Source organism: Actinoplanes sp. NBRC 103695 (assembly GCF_030269485.1).
GTDB lineage: Bacteria > Actinomycetota > Actinomycetes > Mycobacteriales > Micromonosporaceae > Actinoplanes.
The window spans coordinates 198,748-210,739 of record NZ_BSTL01000004.1 but is presented as its reverse complement, the minus strand read 5'-3'; the positions used below and the strand labels follow the sequence as shown (position 1 = coordinate 210,739).

Below are 11,992 nucleotides of genomic sequence, written 5' to 3'. Positions count from 1 at the left end.
TCCTCTAGGTGGACGAGGGTTCGCTGAGCGGCAGCCGCACGATGAAGCGGGTGTCGCCCGGCTTCGAGTCCAGCTTGATGTCGCCGCCGTGCCGGTTGACCACGATCCGGTACGAGATGTCCAGCCCGAGGCCGGTTCCCTCGCCCACCGCCTTCGTGGTGAAGAACGGCTCGAAGACCCGCTTGCGCAGCTCCTCGGGCACGCCCGGCCCGGTGTCGATGATCGCCACGACCAGCTGGTTGCCGTACAGGGCGGTCTTCACGGTCAGCGTGCCGACGCCCTGCATGGCCTGGACGGCGTTGTCGATCAGGTTGGTCCACACCTGGTTGAGCTCGGCCGGGTGGGCCGGGATCTGCGGCAGCGACCGGTCGTAGTCCTTGACCACCTTGATGCCGTCGCCGATCTTGTGGGTCAGCATGACGAGCGTGCTGTCCAGCCCGGTGTGCACGTCGATCCACTGGTGCGCGGCCCGGTCCATCTGGGAATACTGTTTGGCCGCCGTGACCAGGCTGGAGACCCGGCTGGTGGCGTCCTCGATATCGCTCATCAGCTGCTCGGTCTCGAGCGCGTAGCCGAGCCAGTGCACCGCCTGGTCGAGCAGCTCGGGCGCGCCGACCTTCCGCTCGATCTCGGTGAGGCACTCGACGTCCAGGCCGCCCTGGGCGAAGACCGGCGCGATGTCCCAGCCGCCGGTGATGTGATGCTCGTCCATCCACTCGCCCAGCTCGTCCTCCAGGTCGGAGGTCTGCATGGCGGTCAGGACGGGCGCCTTGGCGGCCCGCTCGATGACCTCCTCCTGCAGCTCCACCAGCGCGTCGAGCCTTGCCGGGTCGACCTTGCCGGCGGCGAGCATGCCCAGCTTGTGGCGCATGCCGGCGACCCGCTGGCGCAGCGAGCCGGTGGCCCGGGACGCCGCGGCGGCCGGGTTGTTCAGCTCGTGCATCAGCCCGGCGGTGAGCGCGCCCAGGGCGGTGAGCCGCTGCCGTTCGCCGATCGCGGCCTGCGAGCTGCGCATGCCCATGGCCAGGCCCTCGAGCAGGTGGACCGCCATCGGGAACCACTCGCGCATCATGTGGCCGAAGTCGAGGGCCTCCATGACGAAGAACTCGGACTGGTCCAGCGCGCGCATCGAGCCCATGTACTGCTGCTGCACGCCGTCGTCGCGCAGGTACGCGTTGGTCGCGCCCATGTACACGCCGCGCTGCTCGGTGCGGCCGGTCTCCACCTCGTCCTGGCCGACCATGCGGGTGAGCTGGATGGTGCCGCTGAGCAGGATGAAGAACTTCTCGGCAGCGTCGCCCTCCCGGAGCACGTACGAGCCGGCCTTGGCCCGCATGGTGCACCCGTGGTCGGCGATCCAGGTCAGCTGCTCGTCGGTCAGCTTCTCGAACAGGAAGAGGGTCCGCAGCTCGTCGATGGTGAGCTTGCCCGGTTCACAGGGTGCGAGAGTGATCTCCCCAGGTTCGGGTCCGGTGTCGGTCATTGCGCCTCCAGGTAGCGGTGCACGAGCGTCACGGCCATCGCTCCCTCGCCGACCGCCGAGGCCACCCGTTTCACCGAGTTGGCCCGGACGTCGCCGGCCGCGAAGATTCCGGGAACGCTGCACTCCAGGTAGAACGGATCGCGGTCCCGATCCCATCCCTTCGGGCGTGTGCCGTTCGTCAAAAGATCCGGCCCGGTGTAGACGAAGCCACGCTCGTCCCGGGCCACCGCGCCGTCCAGCCAGTCGGTCCGGGGCTCCGCGCCGATGAAGACGAAGAGGTAGCCGCACTCGACGGTGGTGCTCATGCCGTCCTTGCCGTCACAGATGGTGATCGCCTGGAGGTGTCCCTCGCCCTGTGCTCCGATCACCTCGCACCGCGTGCGTACCTGGATGTTGTCCTTCTTCTCGATCTGCTGGATCAGGTAGTAGGACATGGACGTCTCCAGCGAGTCGCCCCGCACCAGCAGCGTGACCTTCTTCGCGAACCGGGAGAAGTACATCGCCGCCTGGCCGGCCGAGTTCGCCCCGCCGATGATGTAGACGTCGGCGCCCTTGCACGCCGGCCCCTCGGAGGACGCCGAGCCGTAGTAGATGCCGGCCCCGGTGAGCTCGTGCACCCCGTCGGCGACCAGCGGCCGGTACGCCACCCCGGTGGCCAGGACCACCGAGTGCGCGGACACCTCGCCGCCGTCCGCGAGCGCCAGTGTCTTGGCCCCGCCGTCGACCCGCAGCCCGGTCACCTCGCGGGTGTTGAGCACCTCGGCCTCGAACTTGCCGACCTGCCGCCGCGCCCGGGTGGTCAGGTCGCCGCCGGAGATGCCGTCCGGGAAGCCCAGATAGTTCTCGATCCGGGAGCTCTGCCCGGCCTGCCCGCCGACCGCCTGCCGCTCGACGAGCAGCGTCCGCAGCCCCTCGGAGGCGCCGTAGACGGCCGCGCCCAGCCCGGCCGGCCCGCCACCGACGATGATCAGGTCGTAGAAGTCGCGGTCCGGCGCCGTGGACAGCCCGGCAGCCTCGGCCACCTCGGTGGTGCTCGGCTGGGACATCGCCCGGCCGTCCGTGGTGACCACCAGCGGCACCGCCTCGGGGCCGACCCCGGCGGCGTCGAGCAGGCGGCGGCCCTCCGGCTCCTCGGCGGAGAGCCAGCGGTACGGGACCAGGTTGCGGGTCAGGAAGTCGCGCACCTGGTAGGACTGCTCGTTCCAGCGGTGCCCGACGACCCGGATCGACTCCAGGTCACGGTCGCCGCTCTCCTGCCACGCGTCGAGCAGCGCGTCGATCACCGGGTAGAGCTTCTCCTCCGGCGGATCCCACGGCTTGAGCAGGTAGTGGTCGACGTCCACCTGGTTGATCGCCTGGATCGCCGCGTCGGTGTCGGCGTACGCGGTGAGCAGCGCCCGCCGCGCGTTGGGGAACAGGTCCATCGCCTGTTCCAGGAACTCGATGCCGTTCATCTGGGGCATCCGGTAGTCGGCCAGCATCACCGCCACGCGGCCGCCGCGGAGCTTGAGCTCGCGCAGCGCCTCGAGCGCGTCGGCGGCCGCCGAGGCCCGGATGATCCGATAGGTCTCGCCGTACCGCCGGCGCAGGTCACGGGCGATGGCACGGGAGACGGCGGGGTCGTCGTCGACGGTCAGGATCGCGGGATGGCCCATGTGTCAAACCTCAGGGGTGGGAGTACGTCGGGGCGCCGGGGACGGTGAACACCAGGTCGTCGGAGTAGCACCACCACCAGTCCTCGCCGGGCTCGTACGACTGGACCAGCGGGTGGCCGGTCTCGTGGAAGTGTGCGGTGGCGTGCTTGGCCGGCGAGGAGTCGCAGCAGCCGACGTGGCCGCACATCTCGCAGAGCCGCAGGTGGACCCAGCGGCCGCCGTTCTCGAGGCACTCGACGCAGCCGTCGCCGGACGGCTTGACGTCCTGCGCGTCGTCGAGGTGCGAGCACGGTTTGTTGCTCATGTCAGGTCCCTTCGATCAGGTCGGCGAACTCGGGGTGGCGTTCCAGCCACCCGGTGACGAACGGGCAGGTGACCCGGACCGGGGTGGCCCGGCCGCGGGCGTCGGTGAACGCGGCGGTGGCCAGCCGGCCGGCCAGCCCCCGGCCCTCGAACGCCTGGTCGATCTCGGTGTGCGCGAGCTCGACGAGGCTGCCGTGGCGGCGGTAGTGCAGCACTCCGGCCACCTCACCGCCGAGCAGGATCTCGTACCGGCTCTGCTCGAAGCTGTCCACGACGGTCGCGTCGCCGGCGTCGCCGGTGGTGATCTGGGCGCTGCCCTCGACCCGGAGCTTGCGGCGGGCCCGCTCGTAGAAGGAGGTGCTGCCGAGCCGGATCACCTGGGCGGCGGCCGGGACCGGGACGATCGAGAGCAGTTCGCCCTCGGTCACGTAGCCCTCGATGATGCCGTCCACCTCGACCGCGAGGCGCCCGCTGCGGGGCAGCACGTCGAGGTCGAGCCGTTCGTCGAGGGAGAGCATCAGCGAGCGGTTGAAGGACGAGTGGGCCGCGGAGGCGGAGACGATCAGGCCCTCGACGTTGGGCGAGACGATCGGGCCGCCGGCCGAGAAGCTGTACGCGGTGGAGCCGGTCGGCGTGGCCACGATCACCGCGTCCGCCGCGTAGCTCACGAAGTTTTTGCCCTCCACGCGGATGCCCACGTTGGCCAGGCCGTCGCCGGGCACCCGGACCAGGGCGATGTCGTTGAAGGCCGACACCTCCTTGCCGCCGGGCAGCGTGGTCCGGACCGCGGTGCGCGACTCGATGGTGAAGCGGTGCTCGTCGAAGGCCGACAGCGCGTCCGGCAGGTCGGGCAGGTCGACCTCGGCGAGGAAGCCGAGCCGGCCGACGTTGACGCCGAGGACCGGTGTCTTGCGCCCTTCGACCAGCCGCATGGTCCGCAGCATGGTGCCGTCGCCGCCCAGGCTGACCAGCACCCCTGCCCGCTCGACCATCTCGTCGGGGGTGACCGCGACCGCGTCGCAGTCGATCCGGTCGATCTCGTCCTGGAGGCCGAGCACGGTGACGTCCCGGCCTTTCGCCCACCGGACGATGGCGTCGATCGCGGCGCCGCAGTCGCGCCGCGGGTGCAGCACGAGTCCGACCACCCTGACCATGCCCACTTCAGCCCCCTGTATGTCGCTGTGCCCGGCACCAACCCTCGCACGTCGGCGGCTCGGCGGCGAGTCACCTCGTACGGTCCCCGGACCATGTTGCCTGGAGATTTCTTGACACATTGTTAATAGATAGACAGACTCCGATGAGAGCGCTCTCACCACCCCCTCTTTCCCCCTAAGTGAGGACTCGATGGACCGTCCCTACAAGGCGATCGTGGTCGCCGCTGCGGCTCTCGCCGCGGTCGGCCTGATCAGCCCGCCCAGCCACGCCGCCGAACCCGTTCCCGGACCGACCTTCGACATGGCGCCCGGGATGCTCGACGCGATGCGCCGCGACCTGAAGCTCGACGACAACCAGATCCGCGCCCGGCTCGCCACCGAGGCGGCCGCGCCGGTCGTCGAGAAGCGCCTGCGCGCCCAGCTCGGCAAGGCCTTCGCCGGCGCCTGGATCCCGATCGACGGCACCCGGCTGACGGTCGCGGTGACCTCGGCCGCCGCCGCGGAGAAGGCCCGGACCGAGGGCGCGGACGCGGTCGTGGTCGCCCGCGGCGCCGACGAGCTCGCCGCCGCCCAGGCGAAACTCGACAAACGTGCCACCCAGGCCGCGAAGAGCATCCGCGGCTGGTACACCGACGTCGCCACGAACAGTCTCGTCGTGCGGGTCGCGCCGGGCAGCGAGGCGGCGGCCCGGAAGTTCGCGGCGGACAGCGGCGCCGGCGCGGTCCGGGTGGAGACGGCGGCCGAGCAGGCCCGGCCGCTCTACGACATCCGCGGCGGCGACCAGTACGTGATCAACGGCAACACGCTCTGCTCGGTCGGCTTCTCGGTGGCCGGCGGCTTCGTCACGGCCGGGCACTGCGGCGGCACGGGCAGCCCGACGCTGGGCTACAACAACGTCAGCCAGGGCAACTTCGCCGGTTCGTCCTTCCCGGGCAACGACTACGGCTGGGTACGCACGAACGGCAACTGGGTCTCCCAGCCGTGGGTGAACAACTACTCCGGCGGCAACGTGACCGTGGCCGGGTCGCAGGACGCCGCGGTCGGCTCGTCGATCTGCCGGTCCGGGCGTACGACGGGGTGGCGCTGCGGGACGCTGCTCGGCCGCAACGAGACGGTCACCTACCCGCAGGGCTCGGTGTCCGGGCTGAGCCGCAGCAACGCGTGCGCCGAGCCGGGTGACTCCGGCGGCTCGTGGATCTCCGGCAACCAGGCGCAGGGCGTCACCTCGGGCGGCTCCGGCAACTGCACGTCCGGCGCGACCATGTGGTTCCAGCCGGTGAACGAGATCCTGGGCGTCTACGGCCTGTCGCTGACCACCAGCGGCGGGGGCGGCGGCGGGCAGCCGATCATCAGCAACTGGAACAACAAGTGCGTCGACGTGCCGAACGCCAACTTCTCCGACGGCGTCCGGGTGCAGATGTACACCTGCAACCAGACCAACGCACAGCAGTGGGCGGCCGTGGGCGGCACGCTCCAGGTGCAGAACAACAAGTGCCTGGACGTGGCCTGGGGCTCGACCGCCAACGGCGCGGCCATCCAGATCGTCGGGTGCAGCGGCAACCCGGCCCAGCAGTTCGTGCTGAGCGCGGCCGGTGACCTGGTCAACCCGCAGGCCAACAAGTGCGTGGACATCGACGCCTGGAACGGCAACGACGGAGCGGTGCTGATCCTCTGGGACTGCGTCGGCGGCGCCAACCAGAAGTGGCGTCGCGGCTGAGGAAAAACTGTTATCCGGAAGAGGGTCCGCCGTCGTGCGGGCCCTCTTCCTTTAACAAACTTTAATGATGACTTGGCGGAACGGTTTCACCCGCTGTGAGCAGGCATGATCCCCGGTCATGCGCTTGCGAACAACCCTGCTCACCCTCGCCGCGGTCGTCGCGGCCGCGGGCACCACCTGGATCGCCCTGCCGGCCTCGGCCGCGGCCGCCAGCGCCTCCGTCCGCACCGTCTCCGACTGGGGATCCGGCTGGCAGACCGAGGTCGTCATCGACAACGGCGGCGCCGCCGCGATGTCCGGCTGGAAGGTCGAGTTCGACCTCCCGGCGGGCGCGGCGATCGGCAGCTTCTGGGAAGCCGACCTGGCCGTCGCGGGGTCGCACCGCACGTTCACGAACCGTGCCTGGAACGGCGCGGTGCCGGTCGGCGGGAAGGTCACCTTCGGCTTCGTCGGCTCCGGCGCCAAGCCGGTCAACTGCAAGCTCAACGGCGCCCCTTGTGCCGGAGGCGGGGCCGAGCAGCCACCGGCCCAGCCGCCGGCCACCGAGCCGACGACCCCGCCCGTGACCAGCCCGCCCGCGACGACCGCACCGCCGGTCGAGCCGCCCGAGGAGGAGCAGCCCCCGCCGGCCGCCTCGAACGTCCTCCCGCTCACGGTCACCAACAAGACCGGCCGCAACGAGCAGGTCTTCCTGTACGTGCTCGGCGTCAACCTGGGCACCGGCAAGCTCGGCTACGTCGACGGCTCCGGCGCCTTCCACAACTGGACCGGCGGTCAGCCCGTACCCGTGCCCGCTCCGGACGTGGCGATCGCCGGACCGGCGAACGGCGGCGCGACCACCATCAAGCTCCCGAAGGGTCTCTCCGGCCGCCTGTACCTGTCGTTCGGCCGCAAGCTGGACTTCCGGCTCAGCACCGACGGCCTGGTGCAGCCCGCGCCGTGGGCCGGCGGCGACCCCAACCGGGACATCCTGTTCGACTGGTCCGAGTTCACGCTGAACGACTCCGGCCTGTGGCTGAACAGCTCACAGGTGGACATGTTCGCGGTGCCGCACGTGGTCAGCGTGCGCGGCGGCGACGGCCGGACGATCCGGACCGGCGAGGTCAAGCCGGGCGGGCGGCAGCGGGTGATCAACGCGATCAAGGCGCAGCCGGGCTTCGAACGGAGCGTCTACACCCGCTCGGACGGGACCGTGCTGCGGGTGCTGGCGCCGGGCAAGGCCGCGGACTCCGGCGCCTTCGACCCGAACTACCTGGACCCCTACATCGCCTCGGCCTGGAACGCGTACGCGAGCAAGACGCTGACCGTGACCCCGTTCGGCGACCGTCCCGACGTGAAGTACCTGGGGCGTACCGCCGGGACCGTCATGAACTTCACCGACGGCTCGGGCCGGACGGTGGCCTCGTTCAACCGGCCGAGCACCAGCAACGTGTGGGGCTGCGACGGGGCGCTCGGTGCGCCGAACGACCAGGTCGTCGGGCCGATCGCGCGGACGCTGTGCGCGGCGCTGCACCGGTCGACGCTGGGCACGATCGACACCCAGCCCGGGGGTACGGCCGGTGACTTCTACAAAGGGTCGCTGACCAATCACTACTCCCGGGTAATTCACGAGAACATGGTCGACGGCAAGGCGTACGGATTCGCCTTCGACGACGTCCAGAACCAGGAGTCGCTCGTGCACTCGGGTGACCCGCGAGCCGCAGGGGTCGAGCTCACGGCCTTCTGAGGAACCCAGGCCGGGCCCGGCGCGTCAAGCGAGATTCCACGGAATGGAGCGGCGCGCCGGGCTTTTTACCTGCCCGCAATGTTCGATTTCCCGGAGGTGTGATGGGCGGCACCAAAATGCATTTCCAGGAATTGTCCGGACGCGAGGAGACTTGTTCGTCGTTGTGTCAGACCTGAAGCCACGACGGACGGAACCGACCATGACCATGGCCTCGGAGAAGGCGCCACCAGCGCCCGAACTGACCCCGGGTGAGCTGATGAGCACCCGCCAGCGCGTCAAACTCGTGCTGGTGCTCGGCGCGTTGATCGCCATCGGCCCGCTCACCATCGACATGTACCTGCCCTCGCTGCCCGCGATCACCGTGGACCTGAGCGCCACCGCCGCCCAGGTGCAGCTGACGCTCACCGGCACGCTGCTGGGCCTCGCGCTCGGCCAGCTCGTGATCGGGCCGCTGTCGGACAAGCTCGGACGGCGTACGCCCCTGCTCGCCGGTGTCGCCGTGCACGTTCTCGCCTCGGTGCTGTGCGTGATCGCGCCGAACCTCGAGACGCTGGGCACGCTGCGGGTCCTGCAGGGCCTCGGCGCGGCCGCCTCGATGGTGGTGGCGATGGCGATCGTGCGTGACCTGTTCACCGGCCTGGCCGCGGCGACGCTGATCTCCCGGCTGATGCTGGTGATGGGCGCCGCGCCGATCCTCGCGCCGACGCTGGGCAGCATCACGCTGAACTGGACTTCGTGGCGCGGCGTCTTCGTCGTGCTGGCGGTGATCGGCATCGGCATCATCACGCTGGCCGCGCTGGCGCTGCCCGAGACGCTCCCGGTCGAACGGCGGCGCTCCGGCGGCATCGCGGGCACCCTGCGTGACTACGGCCGGTTGTTCTCCGACCGGGCGTACATCGGCCTGATCCTGGTGGCCGGCCTGGCCATGGCGGCGATGTTCGCGTACGTGGCCGGCTCCTCCTTCGTCTTCCAGGAGCAGTACGGCCTCAGCGAGCAGCAGTTCGGCTTCGTCTTCGGGGCCGGCGCCATCGGCCTGATCGCGGCCACCCAGGCCAACCCGATCCTGCTGCGCCGGTGGAGCCCCGCCCAGGTGCTCAGCACGGCGCTGGTGTTCGGCGCGGTGATGGGCCTGGTGCTGCTGGCGTTCGCGTACACCGGCTTCGGCGGCCTCCCCGGCATCCTGGCGCCGCTGTGGCTGGTGCTGGTCTCGGCCGGCCTGGCCCTGCCGAACGCCCCCGCGCTGGCCCTGTCCCGGCACGGCGAGGCGGCCGGCACCGCGGCGGCTCTGCTCGGCGCCGTGCAGTTCGGCGTCGGCGCGCTGGCCGCTCCCCTGGTCGGCACCCTGGGCACCGGCGCGATCGGCATGGCCCTGGTCATCGCCGGCGGCATGATCGCGGCCAACCTGGTGCTGCTCCTGGTGGCCCGGCCGTGGCAGATCGCCGTCGACGAAAATGAGCCCGCCGTGGCTGTCGCTCACTGAGAAGATCGGACAGACTACGAGCATGCGTGATCGTTCGCGCCGGTGGGCGTGGCTCGGTGTGCTCGTGGTCGGTCTGATCCTCTACTTCGTGGTGCTGCGCACCCTGGTGGGGACACAGAACCCGAACTTCGTACCGGCACTGATCCTGCTGGGCGCGACCGTGGTCCCGATGGCGTTCCTGACCTTCGCCCAGGCGCGGACCGGCCGCTGGCAGGTGCCCGCGTCCGCCCTGGTGGTGGCGGCCTTCTTCGGCGGCGTCATCGGCATCGTGGTGGCCGGCACGCTGGAGTACAACACCCTGCACAAGCTGGGCGTGCTGCCGATGCTGCTGGTCGCCCTGATCGAGGAGTCGGCCAAGCTCATCGTCCCGGTGCTGCTGCTGTTCACCGTGCTGGCGAGGCACCAGCGCCGGCTCCCCTCCGACGGCCTGATCATCGGCGTCGCCGCGGGCATGGGTTTCGCCGCCCTGGAGACGATGGGGTACGCGTTCACCGCCCTGCTGTCCTCCCAGGGCAACATCGGCTCGGTCGAGCAGACGCTCTTCATCCGAGGCCTGACCGCCCCCGCCGGCCACACCGCGTGGACCGGCTTGACGGCCGGCGCCCTGTGGGCCCTGCTGGCCAGCCCGAGCGCCAAGCGCCTCCTCGAGTTCGCCCTGACCTTCACGGGCGCGGTCATCCTGCACACCCTGTGGGACACCTTCTCCGGCGTCGTCGTCTTCGCCGTCCTGGCCGTGATCAGCCTCGGCTGGCTCTTCTGGGCCTTGCACCGCTACCGCGCCTTCAGCGACCGCCTCTTCGGCGCCCCGCTCCTCACCACCTAAGGGCATTGCGGTGGTTCGCGCCGCCTGAGCCGCCCAGCCTCGAAGATCAACACCGATGTCGTAGCCGGGTGGGTGGCCCGGACCGCAGCTACCGAGGTCGGCCCGCCTCCGGCGTCGCCCGTCTTCTGCGTGCGCACTCACCCTCCCCCTTTCTTCCTGCCCAGTCCCCCTCCGACCGCCGGCCCTGTGGCAACGAGCGACGCCGGAGGCCAAGGGTGAGCCCGGCCGCTTTGCTCTGCTTACCTATACGCACCACCCCAGCAGACGCCCAGCTCAGCCCTGGTCCGTCCAGGCTCTTTGCTCTGCTTACCAATACGCACCGCTAGTCGCGTGTCGAGGTCGGATTCGCTGTCACCGCCCGTCGAGGAGGCGGGCGGCGGGCCACAGACACGGCCGTGCGGCCGGAGCTGACGCGACGGCCGGGTGGGCCGTACAGGATGGCTGGCGCGGCGGCCGCGATGGCCGGGAGCGATGGCCGGGCGCGGCGGACATGACGGCTGGCGGGGGCGGACACGGTGGCCCGGGGGCCGGACATGACGGCCGGGCGCAGCGGCCTCGATGGCCGGGCGCGATGGCCGGGCGCGGCGGGCACGACGGACGGGCGGGGCTGGGGCTCTGGCGGATGTTTACGTGGGACGGCGCTGGTGGGGCTTTCCGCCGGCGGAGATGTAGGCGGCGCGGGAGCGGGCGGCCAGCGCCGGTGAGCCGCACTCCGTGGCGATCTGGACTCCCTCGCGGAGGACGCGGCGAGCCTGCGGGCGGCGGCGGGCCGCGTTCAACGCGGTGCCCAGTTCGACGAGCGCCTGGGCGTACTCGAATCGGCGGGGTGACCGCTGCAGCAACTTGACCGCCTCGTCGAGCGCGCCGATCCCGGGGCCGCCGGGGACGATCCCCTCGACCCGCAGCGCACGGCCGAGGGCCGACGCCGGACCGGACCGCCTGGCCAGACCCACCTCGGCGGCGACCAGGCGTGCGGCCGCCTCGGTGGCGCCGGTCGCCACCAGCGCCGCGGCCGCCGCCGATCGCCACGGCAGCACGCCGGGACGGTCGGCCTGCCGGGCCGCGAGGCGTTCACCGCAGGCGAAGAGGTCGGCCAGCGCCTCGCCGGGGTGGCCGGCGCAGCCGTAGAAGCGGCCGCGGGCGTAACGCAACGCGAGGGCGCTCGGCGAGTCGGGCAGGGTGCCGCGGAAGCCGATCAGCAGTTTCTCGGCGCCGGGTACGTCGCCGGTGTCCAGCCGGGTGGAGACGCGGCGGGCGCGCAGCAACAAGGCCGCGTCGTCCCAGGGGTCGTCGCCCTGCATGCGGGCGGCCAGTTCGCCGTCGCGTTCGGCGGCGGGCAGCCGGCCCATCCGGCGGCCCACCGAGGCGCGCAGCGAGTACGCCGCCGCGAGCGCAGGGCCGGCACGCCAGCGACCGGCGGCGTCGATCGCGACGGCGCAGTTGCCGAAGGCCATGTCCAGGTCGTCGGCGTCCGCGCGGGCCGCCGTGGCGCGCAGGTAGCGGGCGAGGTCGGCCTGGTCGGACGGTGGGGGGACGGGCGCGCGCAGGCGCATCTGCGGACGGGGAGTGAGGTTCCGAGCGGGGTCCGCCAACCCCAGACGGTTGTCACTGACTGGCATGCCTCGTTCCTACCCCTTCCGGCCCACGAATT

Annotated in this window: 9 protein-coding genes; 4 read left to right on the top strand and 5 right to left on the bottom strand. The window is 71.2% G+C overall.

The genetic code is table 11. The annotated features are described in order from the left end of the window. Positions 1 to 4: 4 nt before the first annotated feature. From QSK31_RS07820 to QSK31_RS07805, 4 genes are read right to left on the bottom strand one after another with little or no spacing between them, the layout of a single operon-like run. A complete protein-coding gene (locus tag QSK31_RS07820) occupies positions 5 to 1,483 on the bottom strand; it encodes an ATP-binding protein (protein ID WP_285682345.1) in 1,479 nt (492 codons plus the stop codon). After that, positions 1,480 to 3,138 (bottom strand): NAD(P)/FAD-dependent oxidoreductase, encoded by a 1,659-nt coding sequence (locus QSK31_RS07815; RefSeq protein WP_285682344.1) that lies wholly within the window; start codon positions 3,136 to 3,138, stop codon positions 1,480 to 1,482. The genes QSK31_RS07820 and QSK31_RS07815 overlap by 4 nt, the downstream gene beginning before the upstream one ends. A gap of 10 nt (positions 3,139 to 3,148) precedes the next feature. Then, a complete protein-coding gene (locus QSK31_RS07810) occupies positions 3,149 to 3,442 on the bottom strand; it encodes a UBP-type zinc finger domain-containing protein (protein WP_285682342.1) in 294 nt (97 codons plus the stop codon). 1 nt (position 3,443) lies between these two features. Continuing rightward, positions 3,444 to 4,595 (bottom strand): NAD(+)/NADH kinase, encoded by a 1,152-nt coding sequence (locus tag QSK31_RS07805; RefSeq protein WP_285682341.1) that lies wholly within the window; start codon positions 4,593 to 4,595, stop codon positions 3,444 to 3,446. Between the two features lie 190 nt (positions 4,596 to 4,785). Between QSK31_RS07805 and QSK31_RS07800 the strand changes: the two genes are divergently transcribed. From QSK31_RS07800 to QSK31_RS07785, 4 genes are all read left to right on the top strand, one after another. Then, on the top strand, positions 4,786 to 6,312 hold the full coding sequence (locus tag QSK31_RS07800; protein ID WP_285682339.1) for a ricin-type beta-trefoil lectin domain protein: 1,527 nt from the start codon (positions 4,786 to 4,788) through the stop codon (positions 6,310 to 6,312). 118 nt (positions 6,313 to 6,430) lie between these two features. Beyond that, positions 6,431 to 8,038 carry a beta-1,3-glucanase family protein gene (locus tag QSK31_RS07795; protein WP_285682337.1) on the top strand — a complete coding sequence of 536 codons (1,608 nt, stop codon included), beginning with the start codon at positions 6,431 to 6,433 and terminating at the stop codon, positions 8,036 to 8,038. A 199-nt stretch (positions 8,039 to 8,237) separates the two neighbouring features. Next, positions 8,238 to 9,518 (top strand): multidrug effflux MFS transporter, encoded by a 1,281-nt coding sequence (locus tag QSK31_RS07790; RefSeq protein ID WP_285682336.1) that lies wholly within the window; start codon positions 8,238 to 8,240, stop codon positions 9,516 to 9,518. A 22-nt stretch (positions 9,519 to 9,540) separates the two neighbouring features. Next, positions 9,541 to 10,341 (top strand): PrsW family intramembrane metalloprotease, encoded by an 801-nt coding sequence (locus QSK31_RS07785; RefSeq protein WP_285682334.1) that lies wholly within the window; start codon positions 9,541 to 9,543, stop codon positions 10,339 to 10,341. 626 nt (positions 10,342 to 10,967) lie between these two features. Here QSK31_RS07785 and QSK31_RS07780 read toward each other — a convergent pair. Then, a complete protein-coding gene (locus tag QSK31_RS07780) occupies positions 10,968 to 11,894 on the bottom strand; it encodes a hypothetical protein (protein ID WP_285682332.1) in 927 nt (308 codons plus the stop codon). Positions 11,895 to 11,992 lie beyond the last annotated feature (98 nt).

Bases quoted from the DNA above. Each gene is read 5' to 3' on its own strand.
- QSK31_RS07795 (WP_285682337.1), top strand. From the start codon at position 6,431: ATGCGCTTGCGAACAACCCTGCTCACCCTCGCCGCGGTCGTCGCGGCC.
- QSK31_RS07815 (WP_285682344.1), bottom strand. From the start codon at position 3,138: ATGGGCCATCCCGCGATCCTGACCGTCGACGACGACCCCGCCGTCTCC.
- QSK31_RS07790 (WP_285682336.1), top strand. From the start codon at position 8,238: ATGACCATGGCCTCGGAGAAGGCGCCACCAGCGCCCGAACTGACCCCG.
- QSK31_RS07820 (WP_285682345.1), bottom strand. From the start codon at position 1,483: ATGACCGACACCGGACCCGAACCTGGGGAGATCACTCTCGCACCCTGT.
- QSK31_RS07800 (WP_285682339.1), top strand. From the start codon at position 4,786: ATGGACCGTCCCTACAAGGCGATCGTGGTCGCCGCTGCGGCTCTCGCC.
- QSK31_RS07780 (WP_285682332.1), bottom strand. From the start codon at position 11,894: ATGCGCCTGCGCGCGCCCGTCCCCCCACCGTCCGACCAGGCCGACCTC.
- QSK31_RS07805 (WP_285682341.1), bottom strand. From the start codon at position 4,595: ATGGTCAGGGTGGTCGGACTCGTGCTGCACCCGCGGCGCGACTGCGGC.
- QSK31_RS07810 (WP_285682342.1), bottom strand. From the start codon at position 3,442: ATGAGCAACAAACCGTGCTCGCACCTCGACGACGCGCAGGACGTCAAG.
- QSK31_RS07785 (WP_285682334.1), top strand. From the start codon at position 9,541: ATGCGTGATCGTTCGCGCCGGTGGGCGTGGCTCGGTGTGCTCGTGGTC.